This window comes from Bradyrhizobium sp. USDA 10063 (assembly GCF_054063735.1).
Window position 1 is genome coordinate 5318630 of the sequence record NZ_JBSSGP010000002.1, and the last position, 17254, is coordinate 5335883.

Annotated in this window: 17 protein-coding genes and 4 pseudogenes; 17 read left to right on the forward strand and 4 right to left on the reverse strand. The window is 60.5% G+C overall.

All coding sequences use genetic code 11. The features are described 5' to 3' along the window. Positions 1-37 precede the first annotated feature (37 nt). Both ACVJGD_RS27280 and ACVJGD_RS27285 read left to right on the forward strand, forming a co-directional pair. Positions 38-335 (forward strand): annotated as a pseudogene (locus ACVJGD_RS27280) (helix-turn-helix domain-containing protein); the annotation flags it as partial. Further along, positions 318-998 (forward strand): annotated as a pseudogene (locus ACVJGD_RS27285) (helix-turn-helix domain-containing protein); the annotation flags it as partial. The pseudogenes ACVJGD_RS27280 and ACVJGD_RS27285, both read left to right, overlap by 18 nt. Before the next feature lie 167 nt (positions 999-1165). Here the strand turns inward: ACVJGD_RS27285 and ACVJGD_RS27290 are convergent. After that, positions 1166-2248, reverse strand: a complete 1083-nt coding sequence (locus ACVJGD_RS27290; protein WP_456637142.1) for an IS630 family transposase — start codon at positions 2246-2248, stop codon at positions 1166-1168. Between the two features lie 95 nt (positions 2249-2343). Here ACVJGD_RS27290 and ACVJGD_RS27295 point away from each other — a divergent pair, with 95 nt between their 5' ends. The 10 genes from ACVJGD_RS27295 (at position 2344) to ACVJGD_RS27340 (ending at position 8178) form a co-directional block, all read left to right on the forward strand. Beyond that, entirely contained in the window at positions 2344-2808 is a 465-nt protein-coding gene (locus ACVJGD_RS27295; RefSeq protein ID WP_456637143.1) for a hypothetical protein, read from the forward strand. After that, positions 2795-3271: a hypothetical protein gene (locus ACVJGD_RS27300; protein WP_456637144.1), complete on the forward strand. Its 477-nt coding sequence runs from the start codon at positions 2795-2797 to the stop codon at positions 3269-3271. The genes ACVJGD_RS27295 and ACVJGD_RS27300 overlap by 14 nt, the downstream gene beginning before the upstream one ends. 61 nt (positions 3272-3332) lie before the next feature. Then, positions 3333-3515, forward strand: coding sequence for a hypothetical protein (locus tag ACVJGD_RS27305; protein ID WP_456637145.1), 183 nt, complete (start codon positions 3333-3335; stop codon positions 3513-3515). Position 3516: 1 nt separating this feature from the next. After that, on the forward strand, positions 3517-4338 hold the full coding sequence (locus ACVJGD_RS27310) for a hypothetical protein (protein ID WP_456637146.1): 822 nt from the start codon (positions 3517-3519) through the stop codon (positions 4336-4338). A gap of 381 nt (positions 4339-4719) precedes the next feature. Next, positions 4720-5037, forward strand: coding sequence for a hypothetical protein (locus ACVJGD_RS27315; protein WP_456637147.1), 318 nt, complete (start codon positions 4720-4722; stop codon positions 5035-5037). A 283-nt stretch (positions 5038-5320) separates the two neighbouring features. Continuing rightward, positions 5321-5995 (forward strand): hypothetical protein, encoded by a 675-nt coding sequence (locus ACVJGD_RS27320; protein ID WP_456637148.1) that lies wholly within the window; start codon positions 5321-5323, stop codon positions 5993-5995. Between the two features lie 21 nt (positions 5996-6016). Further along, positions 6017-6685 carry a hypothetical protein gene (locus tag ACVJGD_RS27325; protein WP_456637149.1) on the forward strand — a complete coding sequence of 223 codons (669 nt, stop codon included), beginning with the start codon at positions 6017-6019 and terminating at the stop codon, positions 6683-6685. Positions 6686-6747: 62 nt separating this feature from the next. Then, on the forward strand, positions 6748-7023 hold the full coding sequence (locus ACVJGD_RS27330) for a hypothetical protein (protein WP_456637150.1): 276 nt from the start codon (positions 6748-6750) through the stop codon (positions 7021-7023). A 1-nt stretch (position 7024) separates the two neighbouring features. Further along, positions 7025-7234 carry a cold-shock protein gene (locus ACVJGD_RS27335; RefSeq protein WP_456637151.1) on the forward strand — a complete coding sequence of 70 codons (210 nt, stop codon included), beginning with the start codon at positions 7025-7027 and terminating at the stop codon, positions 7232-7234. Positions 7235-7338: 104 nt separating this feature from the next. Next, on the forward strand, positions 7339-8178 hold the full coding sequence (locus tag ACVJGD_RS27340; protein ID WP_456637152.1) for a hypothetical protein: 840 nt from the start codon (positions 7339-7341) through the stop codon (positions 8176-8178). Between the two features lie 48 nt (positions 8179-8226). On the opposite strand, the gene ACVJGD_RS27345 is transcribed toward ACVJGD_RS27340, so the two are convergent. Together ACVJGD_RS27345 and ACVJGD_RS27350 are read right to left on the reverse strand one after the other, a co-directional pair. Then, the gene (locus ACVJGD_RS27345) at positions 8227-9816 is read right to left on the reverse strand and encodes an ATP-binding protein (protein ID WP_456637153.1); all 1590 of its coding nucleotides are present in this window, start codon (positions 9814-9816) and stop codon (positions 8227-8229) included. A gap of 1020 nt (positions 9817-10836) precedes the next feature. Next, positions 10837-11412, reverse strand: a complete 576-nt coding sequence (locus ACVJGD_RS27350) for a phasin family protein (protein ID WP_456637154.1) — start codon at positions 11410-11412, stop codon at positions 10837-10839. 166 nt (positions 11413-11578) lie between these two features. Here ACVJGD_RS27350 and ACVJGD_RS27355 point away from each other — a divergent pair, with 166 nt between their 5' ends. From ACVJGD_RS27355 to ACVJGD_RS27375, 5 genes and pseudogenes are all read left to right on the forward strand, one after another. After that, the gene (locus ACVJGD_RS27355) at positions 11579-11884 is read left to right on the forward strand and encodes a hypothetical protein (protein WP_456637155.1); all 306 of its coding nucleotides are present in this window, start codon (positions 11579-11581) and stop codon (positions 11882-11884) included. A 167-nt stretch (positions 11885-12051) separates the two neighbouring features. Beyond that, a complete protein-coding gene (locus ACVJGD_RS27360; RefSeq protein WP_456637156.1) occupies positions 12052-12273 on the forward strand; it encodes a hypothetical protein in 222 nt (73 codons plus the stop codon). A gap of 1370 nt (positions 12274-13643) precedes the next feature. Beyond that, positions 13644-13883 carry a phasin family protein gene (locus ACVJGD_RS27365; RefSeq protein WP_456640391.1) on the forward strand — a complete coding sequence of 80 codons (240 nt, stop codon included), beginning with the start codon at positions 13644-13646 and terminating at the stop codon, positions 13881-13883. Then, a pseudogene (gene istA, locus ACVJGD_RS27370) lies at positions 13880-15190 on the forward strand (IS21 family transposase). Before ACVJGD_RS27365 ends, istA begins: the two are co-directional and overlap by 4 nt. Then, positions 15190-15546, forward strand: a pseudogene (locus ACVJGD_RS27375) (ATP-binding protein); the annotation flags it as partial. The pseudogenes istA and ACVJGD_RS27375, both read left to right, overlap by 1 nt. Before the next feature lie 25 nt (positions 15547-15571). Here the strand turns inward: ACVJGD_RS27375 and ACVJGD_RS27380 are convergent. After that, positions 15572-17239: a recombinase family protein gene (locus ACVJGD_RS27380; protein ID WP_456637157.1), complete on the reverse strand. Its 1668-nt coding sequence runs from the start codon at positions 17237-17239 to the stop codon at positions 15572-15574. Between the last annotated feature and the right edge of the window lie 15 nt (positions 17240-17254).

The window sequence follows — 17254 nt, forward strand, 5'->3', positions numbered from 1 at the left end:
ATGGTGCATTCTTGTCGCACGATTCGAAGGATGCGCTATGGGACAAGTTTTACACGGCTGCGCCACCACGACGGAGGCAGTCCGTCGAGCAATACAAAATAGTCAAGAGAGCCTGAGAGCACTCGCCAAGCGCTACGGGATCAATCAGAAGACTGTCGCGAAGTTGGAAGCAGCGCGAGACCGTCGCCGATCGTTCGACAGGCCCCAAGGAAGCCAATTCGACAGTCCTTTCCATCGAGGAGGAGGCGATCATCGTCGCTTCCCGGCGGCATACGCTGCTGCCGCTCGACGATTGTCTCTATGCCCTGCAGCCGACCATCCCGCGTCAGACGCGCCGGCAGTACTCGGCAGAAGAGAAGATCCGCATCGTGCTGGAAGGACTGCGGGACGAGGAGAACATCTCCGAGTTGTGTCGCCGGGAGGGGATCGCCGCCTGGCGGGCGATACGGCGCGTGCGGCAACCTCCGGCGAGGTAAAGGATCTGCGTCGTGAGACGGCCGCGTTGAAGGAAGTTGTGGCCGACCTCGCCCTTGAGAACCGGCTGCTCAAAAAAAGCATGAACGGGGATGGGAGGACGAGGCATGAGATATCCTGCGTCCGAGAAGGCCGAGATCATCCAGTTGGTCGAGCAGTCGCATCTGCCGGCCAAGCGCACGCTGGACAAGCTCGGGATCCCACGCGCCACGTTTTATAGGTGGTATGATCGCTACCGTGAGGGCGGCATTGAAGCGCTGGCCGATCATCGGTCGCGACCTGACCGGGTCTGGAATCGCATCTCCGACGATGTGCGGGGCCAGATCATTGATTTAGCGCTGGAGCTTCCGGAGCTGTCGCCGCGCGAACTGGCCGTGCGGTTCACCGACGAACGGAAGTATTTTGTCTCCGAGGCGTCGGTCTATCGGCTGCTGAAGGCACATGACCTGATCACCAGCCCCGCCTATGTGGTGATCAAGGCAATGATGGCGACTATGAGCCGGGTAACGTCCGCTGGGCCACTGCGTCTGAGCAGAATCGCAACAGGCGCCCGACCAATAAACGGCCGCGCTCCCCTGTCCATGACTGGGTAAAGGCAGCCCTCACATAGGAACCATGGAACCATGACTAGAAAGCAGACCGCCAAGGCCCCGAAGGCTAGTGTCCCGACTCTCAAATGCCCTGTAATAACTCATGCTGCCTCGACTTTGACGAGTGCGGCACGGGCGCGGTTGATTTTTTCAAGGATCGCGGTGCCTTCGGCCTTCCAGGTGTAGGGTCTTGGGGCGGCATTGCGATCGGAGAGATAGGCTTCGATGTCACGGACGAGTTCGCCGATCGAGGCGAAGCTCCCGGAGCGGATCACGTCCGCGGTCAAATCAGCAAAGAAGCGTTCGACGAGGTTCATCCACGACGAAGATGTCGGCGTGAAGTGGGACTTGAAGCGCGGATGACGTTCAAGCCACGCCTTGACCTTCGGGTGCTTATGAGTGGCATAGTTGTCCTGGATCAGATGGACGTCGAGTTCCTTGGGCGTTTCGCGGTCGATCTGCTTCAGGAATCTCAGCCATTCGACATGGGTGTGGCGCTCCTCGGTACGCGTGATCAGCTTGCCTTTCATCGCATCGAGTGCGGCAAACAATGTGATCGTGCCGTGCCGGATGTAGTCGTGGGTCATCGTGCGGGGGCGTTTCGGCGCAAGCGGCAGACCGAGCTGAGTACGCTCCAGAGCCTGGCATTGGCTTTTCTCGTCGCAACATAACACCAGAGCCTTGGCCGGTGGATCGAGATAGAGCCCGATCACGTCCCAGAACTTTTCTTCGAATTTTGGATCGTTCGAGAGCTTGAACGTCTTCACGACATGCGGCTTCAAACCGTTCTTCGACCAGATACGCTGCACGGTGCTGTGCGATATACCGGCGTGGCGGCCCATGCTGCGCACGCTCCAGCGCTTGCGGCTCTTCGGCGGACGCGTGACTTCGGCAACAACACGTTCGATTTTCTTCTGTGGTATCGACGGCTTGCGCCCGCGACCGACCTTGTCATTGAGACCGTCGAGGCCGTGTGTCTCGAAGCGCGCGGACCATGTCGACACCGTGGGCATCGATGTCTTCAACCGCTCGGCGACACTCTCGATCTTCAGTCCTTCCAGACGCAGCAGGATGATGTTCGCTCGGAAGCGGTCACGATGCGCACTTGTCGACGCCTTGGTCCTGCGCTGCAATTCCGCCCGCACCTCCTCACTCGCAGTGATCATCTTGACTGGCCGCGCCATCCCTCAGCTCCCCGCTTGCCTGCAGCAACCACATTTATTTAAACTGATTTGCGAGACAGAACACTAGGGCCACCAAGGCGAAGGCCGCCAGACCAATGTCACAGGGCGAGTTGGGTTCGCTGCTCGCCATCACGCAACAGCGCTGCTCGCAGTTGGTGTCGCAGGGCACGTTTCCGGTTACGGAGGACGGCCTGCTCGATCCCTACCGGTGCATACCGGCCTATATCGGCACCCTCAAGAAGCAGAACGATCCGGCGGCAGAGCGTTACCGGACGGCGAAGGCGAAGTTGATCGAGCGCCGCATCGCGCGCGAGGAAAACGAAACCGTCAAGATCTCCGAGATCAACGAAGGCCTTGCGCCGATCATCAGCGTGTTCTGCAGCGAATTGCACAGCGTCGCCGCCGCCTCGACGAGGGATATTCCGCTCCGGGAGGCAATTCAGAACAACATCAATCGAGCGGTTGCGCGTTGCAAGGCGCGGCTCGATGCGATGGCGGATGCAGCGAAGTCCGGCCGGCCGCTCGTCGACCACAACGGGGCCGTTGATGATGAAGATTAACGGCCGCACCATCTGCAATGCCGCTTCCGACGCCGCTTGGGAGTTGATCGACAAGGCAATGCGGGCCGGAGGAACTGTCGAGGACGTGATCAAGGCGGTCATGGCGGTTCATGTATCGATCGCGGCTGAGCGGCGCTTCGGCAGTTGGTGCCATCGGCACCGGGACGTCGAACTGACATACCTGGATTGCCTCGCTCTTCGCCTACAGGAAGTCGACGATGGCAACCTCGAGCTTGCGCGGGATGTCGCCACCGCGATCGGCCGAGCACGGGAGGCGTGCGGTGAGCGACGCGGAGATCGACGCGGCGATAGCGGTCCACCGGCGCGCGATCGAGGCCCTAGTCGCGCTGAAGCAGACGCGCGCCAGCACCTCGTCGACGACACCAGCTATCTCAGCGCCAGCCGTCGCGAGAAAGCGGCCGACAGCAACACCTCGGTGGGAGCTGGCCGCGCGAGCATTTAGGCGATTTCCGTTCGAACCGCATACGGTTCGGCGAGTCTGCAGCGATCATCCCGAATGGGCATTGAAATTCACGGGCGGTGTTTGGCACGTTGACGCTGACAAGTTCGACGCGTTCGCGGCTCGTGTCGAGCGCGGCGAAGCCTCGTTCGCGGTGTCCACGAAGTTCGCGGTGTCAGTGGCGCCGGACGCCCAACTCGCATTAAATTATGACGAACACAATCCGATCCGTGAAAGGGAAGTTTGAAGTGACGAAGACCGAGAAGTTGCTCGCCAATGCCCGAGCCGATCTGGCCGTGGCAAATGAGATGGTGGCGGCCCTGGACGCACAGAAGGCCGATGCCATCCGTAGCTCTAAGACATACGCGATGTGGCGATTGCCGTTTGAGGAAGCCTCGCTCGAGTGCGAGCGTCTTGGGCAACTCGTCGCGACGCTCGAGGTCGACCTGCAGCAAGAGCAGGCAGAGACCGTAAAAGCCGCCTTGGCGTCACGCCGGGCTGAACTAGAGCGGCAGTCTGCAGCGCTCGCGAGCCGAATCGCCAAGGACGGCGCAGCGGCGGCAGCGGTTCTCGTGCGGCTGGCCGAGGAAGCAAGGGCCAACGCCGCGGCCGTCGAGCGGTTCAATCGCGAAGCATCAGACGACGTCGCGCCCCTGTTCTCGGCCGACCAGCTGGCGCGCTATCGCGATCCGGCACCGCGTGAAGACCTTGAAGAGAGCATCGTCGACCTGTGGACGTTCGAGGCCACCGGCGAACTGGTCAGCGACCAGGACGCTGTGGTCGAGCGGGATTACTTCCACGGTCGGATACCGGCCATCCCGGGCAATCATGTGAGCAACCACCCGACGCACGTGGTCCGCAAGCGGTTCCGGCAACTCACCTATCTCGAGGCCGACGAGCGCGAATACTTCAATCCGCTGACGGATGCCCTGCGCCTGCCGCGCTTCGATGGTCCGGGCATGCTGTTTGATCGCGGTCGGGCAGTTGAGCCAGCGCAGCGGCGCGAGTTGATCGAGTTACTTCCTGTGGATGGTGCTCCGGCCCAGCCAGCCGCCGCAGAGGCCGCGTGATGCCTGAGCACGATTACGGCGTACCGATCGACCAGTGCCCTGCCTGCATCGAGTTCCGGCAGCGTGGACCTGGAGCGCAATCTTTCATGAGCAGCAAACGGCAGACAGCGGCCGCCTCGTGGGATGAGGTGGTCGGCGAACTCAATCATCGAAATAGATCGTCGTTCGGTTGCGGCCAAGCGTGACCGAACGTCTGCGGCGCGCGGCGGGCTTCATTCCTTTCACCTCCGCGCGCCGCCCCCAGAACACCGCCGGCGAACCACAGACTCCCGGCGCACAGGCGGCGCGCAGTTTTCGGTTTGAGTTGCCTGCGCGCCGCCACCTAACCATTAACCCGGACGGATTGGAGGGTCCGTTCACAGCACGAACAGAGGAACTACATTGAGCCGCATCATAGAAGCCGAAGCCCGGATTAGCGCGCGTGACGCCACAGGCAGCACGTTCGACAAGATCGCCGCGAAATTTAAGGGCCAGGAGAAGAACGCGAAGGCTCTCGAGCACATCAAGGCGCCGAAGTTCACCGGCGACATGTTCGCGGAACTGAAGAGGCTCGAGATCGGCGAAAAGAACCTGCAGAAGGTCCGCAAGGAAATGCAGGCTTTTGACGCGCAACTGAAGGGCGGCGCATTCGGCCAGATGCGAGCGGGCCACTACATCCGCGCCATGAATGATTTTAAGGACCGGACGGTCTCGCTTTAGCGAGAGGTCAAGGCTGCCACCGAGTCAGCACATGAGGCGGAAAAGAAATTCGCGACGTGGTGATCGAGCGGAGCCGGCGCCGCGCTCATTGGTGCCTGGCGGTGGCTCGGCGGTGGGTATGCGGTCTACCGAGGCACGCGGTACGCTTACGATAGGGCGAAGGACTCATCGTCAGAGACCGAGCGTCAATATCAGGCGGGGTCTAACGAAGGAACAAAGCGCTCGAATCGACGCAGAGGCTGATTGGCAGTCTCGGGCCTATCCAACGATCTCTAAGACCGACTTGCGTGGATACATCCGCGACGCCGTTTTGCAGACAGGCAACACGCAGACCGGCCTTGATGCAGCGGGGCCAATCGCCGCGCTGGCGACAGTTGGTCGGCCCTTTTGGAAAGATCAGACGGGCCATCAGGTGCACCGGGCGATGCAGACGGCCGACGCGTTCAACATCACGGACCCCGGCGAGCTTCGCACGTTCATGGATTACCAGGCGCGCGGCGCTCATGTTGAGGGGGCCGTGGACGTCAACCCGCAAGAATATCGAAATGCTGTTTCGACCGGCCGGTCGGCGATCAAGGGCGCGTCGCTCGAGTTCAGGTTCCAGGAAGCGCCCGGCATGATCGCGGAAAAGGGCGGCGACAGGGCGGACACAGCCATGGCGGCCTACTACTCCGCGATGCTCGGCAATGGCGGTATGGGCAAGCTCACGGCGGCCGCCCGGAAGTACCAGCAACAAATCGGCCTTCGCGACAAGAACGGCAAGTTGATAGACGAGAAGCTGTTCCGCGAAAATCAGGCCGCGTGGACCGATAAGTACTACCGCGATAGACTCCGCGAGCGTGGGATTGACCCGACGACCGAGGAAGGTCGCGCGGCAATGGCCGCCGACGCGCAGAAAGCGCAGTCGAACCCTCGCGCCGCAGATGCCATGGATTACTACGGCGCGAACTACGACTAGAGGCGGCGTAAGCGCGAGCAAATGCGCAACGCCAAGGGCCTCGAGGGTGCGGAGACGCAACACACTAGGGATTTGGATTCTGCGCAGGCTGCCTTGGCAGCAGCGTTCAATAATGCCGCGACCCAGTTCAATGAGACGACCGGGGCGTCGCAGAAGATGATCGCAAGCATAAACGCTTACTCAGACGGCTTGAACGACCTGTCATACTTCATGAAGAACGGCGAATGGCCCGAAAAGACCAAGAAGGATTTGGAAGATCACCTCAACTCGCCCGCGTATGAGGACCCCGTCAAGCAGATCCTCAGAGAGGACTACGAAAAAAAGCGCGCGATCGCTGGCCTGCCGCCGTGGACTCGCACGCCCCCTGTGAATCAGTCATCTGGCTGGGGCGACGTCCCGCTTCCGGGGGTGACTCCATCCGGCCCTCGCTGGGGAATGCTGCCTCACACGATGCCTAAGCCGACGGCATCACCAGGGATCACGCCAACGATGACCTATCGCACTGGAGTTGAGGGCAGCGGCGGCGCTCAATCGGTGAGCGTCAACGGCAGCGTCACGGGCGAGGTTTCGGTTAAGAACGAGGTGACGACGTCCAGTACGTTGCTTTCCATCGTGGATGGCTGCGAAGGATGCGGTCGCTCGCGTCAACGGTTTTATTTCAAGCGGCAACGGCCCCGGCAGCAACGGTAAGTCCAGCCCCGACGCTGCGGCTCCGCCGACGCCATCACATCCATCTGGCGGGAGCCACTGAAATGACAACCGAAGGTGTGGACAAACTGCTGGCAACCATCGACGAGCTGACGCTGCGCCTCGTGACGATCGAGCAAGCCACGATGGTGCTTTGGGGCCTCGGCCTACAGCACCTCGACGACGCGGCGCTGAACCAGTTCATTGGATGCCTGCGTCAGTCGATGCGGTCCGGCGACGAAGGCTCAGACGATGAGCAGCGCGTCGAGGCTGCGCTCAAGCGGATCGTCGATGGCATCGAAGTTATTGCCAAACGATCGGACTCGGCGAGAATGAATTGAAGTGAACGGCGGCACCCTTAAATTCTACAACGAGAGCCGAGGCTTTGGTATCATCCGGCCGGATCTCGGCGGCTCGGACGTTTTTGTCCATGGCAGCGCGTTCGCAAAATCAGGACTCGCGCCAGAGCGCGGGATGCGACTGCGATACGAGAGATACAAGCTGCCGGATGGGCGCCACAAAGCTGTTAAGCTTCGCGCGGAAATCGACTGAAGTTTGGTGGGGCGGTCTTCGCCCTGTCACGCGGCCCGGTGACGTCGGATGAACACGCACCGGGGCTGCATCATTTCCCAGTATTCGAGTCGAGGTGATCAATCGTGACGCTTGCGCAGATTTGTTCCGACCTGGAAATCGAGATTGTCCCCGTTCAGAAACATCCCGGTCCCGGCCAGACCACGGCGGCCTCGACACTGCAGGAAATCCTCGATCGCCGCGGCGCGGGCCATCTCGCGCAGGTCGTTAGGACTATCACCGAAACCGAGAACCGCACTCGCGCGCGCATCGATGCATTTGCGCTTTACGCCATTTCGGACATCATGGTGGCGCACCCGCAATGGGCCGATAGCGGATTGCGGTGGTACGAGATATTCGACACCATCGACCTTGGCGCCATTCAGCGCCAGGCTAAGGCGAACCGCGGCGCAGTTCAGCAACGGCACGGGGTCGCCACGCTGCTCTACCGAGAACTTGCCGACGTCTTTGCAATCGATTTTCCCCCACCTAAGACCCACGCCCAGCGCCGAGAAGAGCGGGAGGCGGCAAAGGCGGCGATAGCGAAACGACGGACTGATGCCATCGAAGCAAAAGTCGAGCTTGGCCGTCAGCTTGCGGCACTGCGCGATGCCACACCGAATAACAAGCGTTTCGGCAACCTCGTTCGCAAGCAATTCGACATCCATGATTCCCTGTTTGTCGGCGAGGTGCAGCGCGTTGCTCGGCGATACGGCGACCGGCCGGACGTCACCGGGCGGGTACGCAACTGGCATGTTCTCGTGGCGCTGGCGAGCCCGTACCTGCAGGAGTCAGGGCGCCGAGAGTTTGAGGCGAAGATCGCGGCCGGCGAGAAGGTGACCGCGAAGTCGATTGCCGCAGCGGCTGGCCCCAGGAAGAACAGCAGGCCGAGCAACATCGCCACTATCCGAGCCGCTGGCCAATGAAATCACCCGAAATCGTCTCGAAGCCCGAGCTCGCCCATCGCGGCGAATTCACGAGGTCAGCGCGACTCGGATCATCCGCGCGAGATCGGAGCTGAGGTAGGGCTTCGGCAGCAACAGCACCCCTGGCTCGAGCCGGCCATGATGCACGATGGCGTTCTCGGTATAACCTGACGTATAAAGCACTTTGAGCCCTGGGCGTCGCTTCAGCGCCTCGGTCGCGAGCTGGCTGCCGTTCATGCCTCCGGGGATGATTACGTCGGTGAACAGCAGATCGATGCGTTCAGCGCCATCGATGATCGCCAGCCCTTCGGCGGCATTGCTGGCGGCCAACGTGTGGTACCCGAAACGGCTGATCTGCGTCACCACATATTCACGGACCAGCGCGTCGTCCTCGACGATCAGGATGGTTTCATCACCGTGTCCGCCCACGGAGATGGTAGTTTCGGTCGCCGGCGCGTCCACAATACCCGCGGCTTGCGGCAGGTAAAGCTTCACGGTGGTGCCGTGGCCCTGTTCGCTATAGATCTTGATATGTCCGTTCGACTGTTTGACGAAGCCGTAGACCATGCTGAGACCAAGCCCGGATCCTTTTCCCACGTCCTTGGTGGTGAAGAACGGTTCAAACACCTTATCGAGCAGGTTGTCCGGGATTCCCTTCCCGGTGTCGCTCACCGCGATCATGACGTAGTTGCCCGGCTTAACCTCGCTGTTCATGCGGGCGTAGTTCTCGTCGAGCACGACATTCTTGGTTTCGAGAGTCAGCTTGCCGCCATTCGGCATGGCATCCCGCGCATTCAGGGCGAGGTTCAGGAGCGCGGTCGAGAGCTGACTGGGATCGATCAGAGCCGGCGCGCAATCGTGCACCAGCATCGAATCGATTTCGATCTGTTCGCCGAGGGTCGGTCGTAGCAACCGCGCCGACTCGATGACCAGCGCGTTAATATCAGTGCTGCGCGGCTGCAACGGCTGCTGACGGGCAAAGGCCAGCAAATGCTGGGTCAGGTCGGCGCCCCTAGATGCAGCGGCGCTTATCATCTGGGTGATTTGAACCAGATGCGGGCGATCCTTGACCGCGTCGGCGAGGATTTCGATGGTTCCGGTGATCACGGTCAGAATGTTGTTGAAGTCGTGCGCGACGCCACCGGTGAGTTGGCCGACGGCTTCCATCTTCTGCGCTTGCCGGACCTGGGCCTCGTTGGCCTCGATCTCCTGAAAGCGTTTGACCATGGCTTCGGCGGTGCGCCGTTGTCTGATTTCCTCCTCAAGTGCCGCATAGGCTTGCTGAAGTTGCATGCGTGACGGCAGCACCAGGATCCGCGGCAGCAGCAGCAGCAGAGCTGCCGTGATCCCGACCGAGATCAGCGCCAGCAAGCCCTTGGTAAGGCCCTCAATGTGGTAAGCCGGGACCCACAAAGTGACGATCGACAGCAGGCGGGTCACTCCGCAGACGCCGGCGAAGAGGGCGAAGGCCCAGAATACGCTACGGAACATAATGTCGCGCCGCCGCCACACGAAGAACCCGAGGACGAACGCGGTCGTAAAGAAGGCGCCGGCGAGCATGGCATCGGAAACGGCGTTCAACCAGATCAATTCCAGCTTCCACAGGAGACACGCGCCATGCGGAGTGAGCGTCGACATTGCAGATAACTCCCAGAAACAAGCGTTACGAGGCTCCATCGCGATCCGATCGGGCGCCGGAACAACCGGGTGAGAGGTGTGTCTATGTCCACCGCGGCCCAGGCTGCGCTTTCGCCTGCATCCACAACGCTCTGATGGCATTTGGGCGCGGCGTTTTCCATGATCAAAATCATGGCGGTGTCGCAAGCACTTGGGGCGAAGAGCGTCCTTGAATCCGGGGCGTGGCGATCGGCCCGTTCATCTAGGATCGGCCCGCCCGTTTTAGCCGCGAATGTAGACTGCGTATCCTATGGCGATTTCTTGGGGGACTACCGCGAGGATCGCCAGCGCAACGATGGCCAGCAAGATTAGCGACTGGGCTTGGGCGATATGTTCTTGAGGCGCTTGGCTTGTTTGCTCTTCAAAGAAGATTGGCGGATATTTTCTGACCGGCCGGGGCGCGACTCCCGACATCCTCGGTTCACTGGCGCAGCCAGCTGTCGTGGGGCATTGCCAACGCCACGGCCAGATATATGCGCGAGCAAGCGCATTCGGAGCCGCCGACTTGCTGCAGAGGACACCCGCGCCCCCTGTGGGGAATCCGTTGGCGGCAACAGCTCCATTAAGCCAAAACCAGCCAGTCGATTCAAATGAAAGTTTTATGATGCCCTGGTGAGTCTCCGGCATTCGCCGCACCGGGGCGTCTTAACGAACGACTGGCCAAGATCGCCGAGCTCCACGAATTCGGGCCAGCACTATCGCGCGCTCAAACACGCTGCTTTTACAATGGTTGTGGACGCCAGTTGACGTGCCTGGTGTTAGATGCCGGATCGCGTCAAGTTGGTGCCGGAAACGCTGTACATGGTGCGAGCTGTTGATTCTGGCGTACCGCAAGAATGGGGCAAAATGCCGAAACGACACACCTTCACGAGTGACGATCACCCAAAGGAACGCCTTAAGAGGACCTCTCGCTCTTCCTTGTAATCAGCCCGACAGCCTCTACGCTCCGCTCCTACCTCTAATCCCGGCACAATCGTTCAATTAGTGGCGTGTGGCGCGCGGTTCCGGTTGTGGTTGGGTAATCCTGGCGACTAACCCTTCGAAACCCACTACTCTCTGCCTGGTCAATTCGCCGTGGAGTTTGCGAATTTTCAGCGAGTCGGCGACGAAAGTCTCGAAAGCCTCCTTCGCGAATTCCGTCTGCAGCTCAAACACCTTGTCAAGCGAGCGGACGGCCGCAAGCTTCTCCAGGAAGGACACGGTTTGTTTCAGCGATTTCCTGGTGTAGTCGCTATAGGCATCGGCGATCGTTGCAATGCTGACGGCGACGGGCTCGGCCGAAACCACGGGGACGGTATCGGTCGCGGAAGCCGCAATCGGAGCGCTTTCAATCGATGCGGCCGGCGTGCTGACCGGCTCGTTGAACTTAATCTTCTCGCTTATCTGCGCAGGTTCATTGATTTGTTCTTGGGGCAATTGGTCCGCCACAGGCGCCGGCTCGGGGACTCGTTGTGCGCCGGCTTCCTTGCTCCACCCGGCCTTCTTGCCCTGCCGTTCTGTGTTCCTGTTGCGCTGGCTGGATTTTCCGATCGGCTTATTCCCATCCGCACTCGACATTGGCGCTCCAGATCTCAAATATCAATTAAGCTGCCAGCCTCCGTCATGTTTGCGCTGAATTCGCGGCTGGGCTTTGTTCCTCGCGTGGCGGTCATGTGTCGGCATTGGGAAGGAGAGCGTCGGCGGCCATCTCGCGCGCATTTCAGGCTGCCCGCGGGGGAAGCTCATGGGCGGTTTCCCGATAGTCGGCGCAAAACGCAATCCGATGACGACATTTCGCGCGGGCTCGTTGATCGGGGTCACCGTCATCTGGCAGGGGCCGACTACATCGAGGACGCCGCACGCACGCGGCGCGCTGCAGGACGACAACGCCCACAACTGGAACGCATCGTTCCCGTCGGCACGGTTCGATGCGGCGGTTGTGGCCAGCGTCAGGAAGGGCTACAAGCTCACGCGTCAACTGGGATGGTCCTTGTCTGGCGGGTCGAGCGAGTTGTCCCGGATGGCTTCGGCCGCATCACGTTGCAACTGACGGCACGGAAGAGAGTCGCGAATTGAGCGCGGCACATTAGATTTGGTCGGGCGATCTTCAGATTTGGTGGGGCGATCTTCGCCCCGTCATCGCCCCCAAGGGGAGCGGCGGATGTACCCGCCCCTTGGGGGGTAGGGTTCTAGAGGTGAACTCTAACGGAGGGCTTCGTGATGGACGTAGAAAGTGAAATCAGTGATCTGAAGGCAAGACTCCAAGCTACCGAGACGGTCCACGCCCTGCTTATCGGCATATGTGCTCGACTGTTGACCGGAAACGCCCGTATTTCGCCAGAAGAATTACTCGGTGGCGTTCGAGAGAGCATTTCAGCAAGTTATACAGGAAGCGACCCGCTTGTCGTGGAAAGAGTGCAACTGCTCAGCGAGCAATAGGTTGAAGATGCCATTCACCTCGTCGAGGATTGCATGAAATCCGTTGATCGGCCCCTCTAAAACGGGGCGGACCCTTGCGTCGTCAGTGAGGTCGTCCGCAATAAAGTGCGACGTACCCTCGTCTCGCCTCAGCCCAAGCCCCTAAGCAAGGAAGGAGCGCCGCGATGCGCTCCAGCAGGCGAGAGAGCAAGACCGGCAGGCCGAGCAAGGCTGCCGACGCGGCAGCCACTCAGACCCCTTAAATTACAGGGGTTGCGGAGACCGCATTGACAAGGATGGACCTAGACACACGGAGGTGTCATTCAGACTTCAATCCGCGCTATTTTCAAATGCAAGCCATTGCAGATGAAGGGATCTCCTTTTGTCGACGGATATATAGCGGATTCCTACTAACTTTTTCATATGCCCCCGAGCGCCGCGCTACGGGAACCGATGACGGGATGGCGTCGGTGGTGTAGATGAGTGTCGCGGATGAGTCGGGCGCGAGCGCTATCGTTCGATGTGCACACACGGATCGCACATCCTCAGGAAGGCCTTTAATCGCAATAGTCGCGAAATGAAGATGACTGGGGTGCGAAAAGGAAGAGGTAACCGATGTCACCCCACGGGCTTGGCCATTACGCTGCTCTGTCAACTTCGTGCCCACGAGTAAACCATCACTACGATGACAACGATAGTGTGAGGGCAATCAGGACTGGGGACAGCATCGAAGCCTTCCGGCATTCCGTGCCATACTGAGAAATTTAGCGCTTGATGGTGAAAGAAGCGCGCGACGGCCGCCACTTGAAATGTGATTTCCGCTATTGAAGATTACCTCAAGAACGGCACATGCCGCTTTGATCCAAATCAACCAGCGGTACGGCGCCGCGCCGCGCGATGCCCCGAGCCAACGATTGCCGGGCTTGTGTAGGCCACCGAACTCACAACCGACCTTGTCGGATATGACACAGCGCCGATCGTCAGCCTTGAGACAATTCGTGCACGTGACGCGACGCACGGTTCAAGCGTCTCGACGATACTTGTATCAAGCGCTTGCAGAAGCGCCGCAATTTCAGTGCGGCACGCCGCTCGCTTAGTGCAAGGGGCATCACGAAGCAACCGGTGATGTAGGGGCGGACCCAGCGCGTGTACCGAGCGCATCTACTCTGCGCCGGGGCCGCCTCTTCTACTCTCTGAACCCGACCGGCACGGGCCGGCACGAAATGGCATGTTGGGACGGGTGCCACTCCGATCGCACCCGCTCACTTAGGAGCATTCGCTGCGTCATGCGGAAATCAGATTCGATCGTGAGGAGTAGCTCTATGATTGAAACGGAAGCTCCTTCGAAGGCCTGGTTCTCGATTCCCGAATGGCTCGGATCACTCAGGGAGATGCCAAGCAAGCTATTCGTATGGACATCAAAGGAAGCCTTGAGATTTTCGGCTTCGTGTCTGCAGGACCAGGCCACTTATCTCAAGGATCTTGCCGACTGCACAACTCTTTCGGAAGCGCTGAAGTGCCAATTGGATTTTGCGCAGCAATCGTGGTCGAGATCGTTCAGCCACGGGTCGAAGATACTTGAGGGCCTCAACACACACTCGCCATTGAGTAGCCGAGGAGAGAGCGAATGAAAGAGGAACGAATCACGGATGGCTCGTCGTGGATTGATCCACGGGGGCAGGTGATGAAGACGCCGGATGACGTGGCGGAGATGTTGCGCCTGAGGGCGTGCGGGTGGGGTCTGAAGCGGATTGCGCGGCAGCTGAGCTGCAGCCATCACACGGTGAAGGACTACGTGGCGGCGGGGCGGGGTGAAGCCGTTCAAGTCACCTGAGCCCCCGAAGCGGCTCGATGGCCTTGAAGGTTGGCTGCGCGAGCGGTTCATCCGGCACCGCGGCAATGCGGATGTAGTGCGCCAGGACCTGTTGGCCGAGAAAGACGTGGCGGTCAGCCGGCGAACGCTGCAACGCGCCGTGCAGCCGTATCGCCAGGCGCTGAAGGCCGAGGCGCTGGCAACGACGCGCTTCGAGACGCCACCGGGCCGACAGCTGCAGATCGACCTCGGGGAGCGTCTGGTCGAGATCGGCGGGGCGAAGATCAAAGCATTCGTGTTCGTGGCGACGCTTGGGCATTCGCGGCGGCTGCATGTGCGTGCGTTCCGGGCCGAGAAGCAAGAGCACTGGTTCGCCGGGCTCGAGAGCGCATTTACGACTTCGGCGGCGTGCCGGAGGAAGTGCTGATGGACAATCCACGCGCGCTGGTGGTGCGCCACGACGCGGTGAGCCGGTCGGTCCAGTTTAACGACAAGCTCATCGCGTTCGCGAAGCATTGGGGCTTCCGTCCTCGCGCCTGCGCGCCGTATCGGGCGCGCACGAAGGGCAAGACGGAGAATGGCGTCGGCTACGTGAAGAAGAACGCGATCGCGGGGCATTCCTTCGCGAGCTGGGACGCATTCGAGGCGCATCTCGCCGAGTGGGAGCGTGAGGTGGCGAACGTGCGTATCCACGGCACTACCGGCGAGGCGCCGATCGTCCGCTTCGCGCGTGAGGAGGCACATCGGTTGAAGCCGCTTAGCGGGCAGCCGTCGTTCGGATCGTTGCGCGAACTGGCCCGCGTCGTCGGCAACGATTGCGCCGTCGAGATCGACACGAACAGCTATTCGGTGCCGTGGCGGCTGATCGGCGAGCGCGTGGCGGTGACGGTCGCTGCCGGCGAGGTGCGCATCCGCCATGGCATGCGCGAGGTTGCGGTCCACAAGCAATTGGAGGGGCGCCGGGTGCGGATCGTCGATTCCGCCCACCTCGACGGGATTGCCGGCCGCAATGGCGCGGTCTGCCGACCGGCAAGCGCGACACCAAGAGTGCCGGCGCCTTCTCCACTACCCTCGTTGTTGCGTCCTCTTACTGAATACGAAGCAGCGATCGGAGGGAGCTTCTGATGGCGCGCACAAAGAGAACAACCGAAGCCCCCACCGATCCGCTGGACGCCATGCTGGCGCGATTGCAGCTCTCCGGTATCCGCGACCAGCTCGACAACCTGCTCGACGAGGCGGCGCGCGCGAACCTGTCGGCACGTGAGACACTGATCCTGCTGTGCGAGCGCGAGATTGCGCGCTAGGATCATCGCCGCATCGAAATGGCACTAAAACTCGCACACTTCCCGGCCGTGAAGGAGCTTGCGGGCTTCGACTTCGAGGCGCAGCCGTCGATCGATCCGAAGCAGATCCGCGACCTGGCCGCGTCACGTTGGATCGCCAACGGCGAGAACGTGCTGCTGCTCGGTCCGCCCGGGCTGGTGACATGATGCACATCTCCCTATGTCATTGATAATCGAAGCTTTGTTGTCGAGTATCTTGTGATACTGCACGACCATTCTTTGCCGCGTGGCGGACCGTTTGCAGATCGAGATCGATTTCCCGGATCACATATGGCGCGCCGACGCAACTTTGCTTGGCCGGCAGAACGCCATCCTTGATCAACCGGACCACCGTCATCTTGCTGACACCCAAACGGCTTGCTGCCCCGTGTAGGACCAGCTCTCCACGCTCGGCGCGCTCGCCCTCCCGGTACACCGCGATATTATGATCGTTGCGGAATACGCAAACGCGCTGCTGAGTCCACGTGTGGCCTCTGGCCGTGCGTGTGCCGAGTCGATTGAGAATGGATGCGATGCTCCCGTCCGGCAGCAAACGCGCCAGATCGCGGATCAGATGTTCGGTGGTTGCACTGGTCTTCCAACGATGCTGCCCGCTGCGGTTTTTCACGACCTCCAGCATGGTGTGATCGCCGCCCTTCCAGTGCAATTTTACATGCAGCACTCCCGCCTCGACGGTGACGATGATCTCTTCAAGCACCGTTCTCAATATCCGTTTTCGTGTCGCAACCGAGGCAGATGGGTGGCGCCACAAACGCGCGACGTCCGTTCCAAGGGCCAAGATATCCGCACGCTCGGCCTCGGTGAGGGCCGCTGGCAGAGTCTCGCGAGCAGTGCGAATCTCCTCTTCGAGGCGTGCGACCTCGGCAAGACGGTCATTCCAGCGTCGTTCAAGGTCTCCGGCAACAAGCCGGTTCTCGGGATCGACGGCATCAAATTGTCGGTGCGATCGAGCCGCTTCATAACGCGCCTGTTCAAGCGCCAGCTCGATATGTCGCAGCCGTTGTGTACCATCACCCTCGCGATCCGCGATCGCTTGCAACGCAGCTTCCAGGCCAAGCGGGGCAATTAGCGATAAGACCTCTGCTGATACTGCAACATCGATGCGCATATTGCCGAACGCAATGCACTTGATCCGCCGCCCATGATTGACGGCGGCATCATTGCACAGATATCGCGCAACACCTCGCAAGCCATTGTGTTGTACCTTGAGCTTGCGTCCACAGTGCCCACAGCGCAGTGGCCCGACGAGCAATCCGCCGCCGTTGCGCACCGAGCCCTTCACCATCTCGCCCCTCATGTTGGCGTTCCCATTGATCGTCCGCTGGTTGGACTCATATTCGTCCCAGGAGATATAGCCTTCGTGATGATCACGAATCAGCACCTCCCATTGCTCTTGCTGGCGGCGGACTCCGCGCGTGATCAATTTGCGACCACCTTCGACACGAACCTGTGATCCGGTTCGACCAAACACATAAGCGCCAGCGTAAATCGGATTGGTCAACAGCCGATGGATTGTATTGTATCGAGGCAATCGCCATTCCACCATTCGACCGCGCGGTCCATACACGACAATCAGCATCTTCAGGCCTTCATCGCATAGCCAAATGGCGACTTGGCGGACGCTGCTGAATTCGGCGAACTTGCGGAATGCCAGGTGCAGAGCTTCGCGTACGCGTTTGTCTGGGTCGACCTCCAGACGGTCATCGGCGCTACGCACATAACCAATCGCAACACTCGTGTGGAGGTCGCCTCGCACCGCCTTAAGGCGCAGTGCCTCTTGAGAACGCTGGCGCAAGATCGACAATTCGAGTTCACTGAAAGTCCCCTTCATTCCGAGCAACAGACG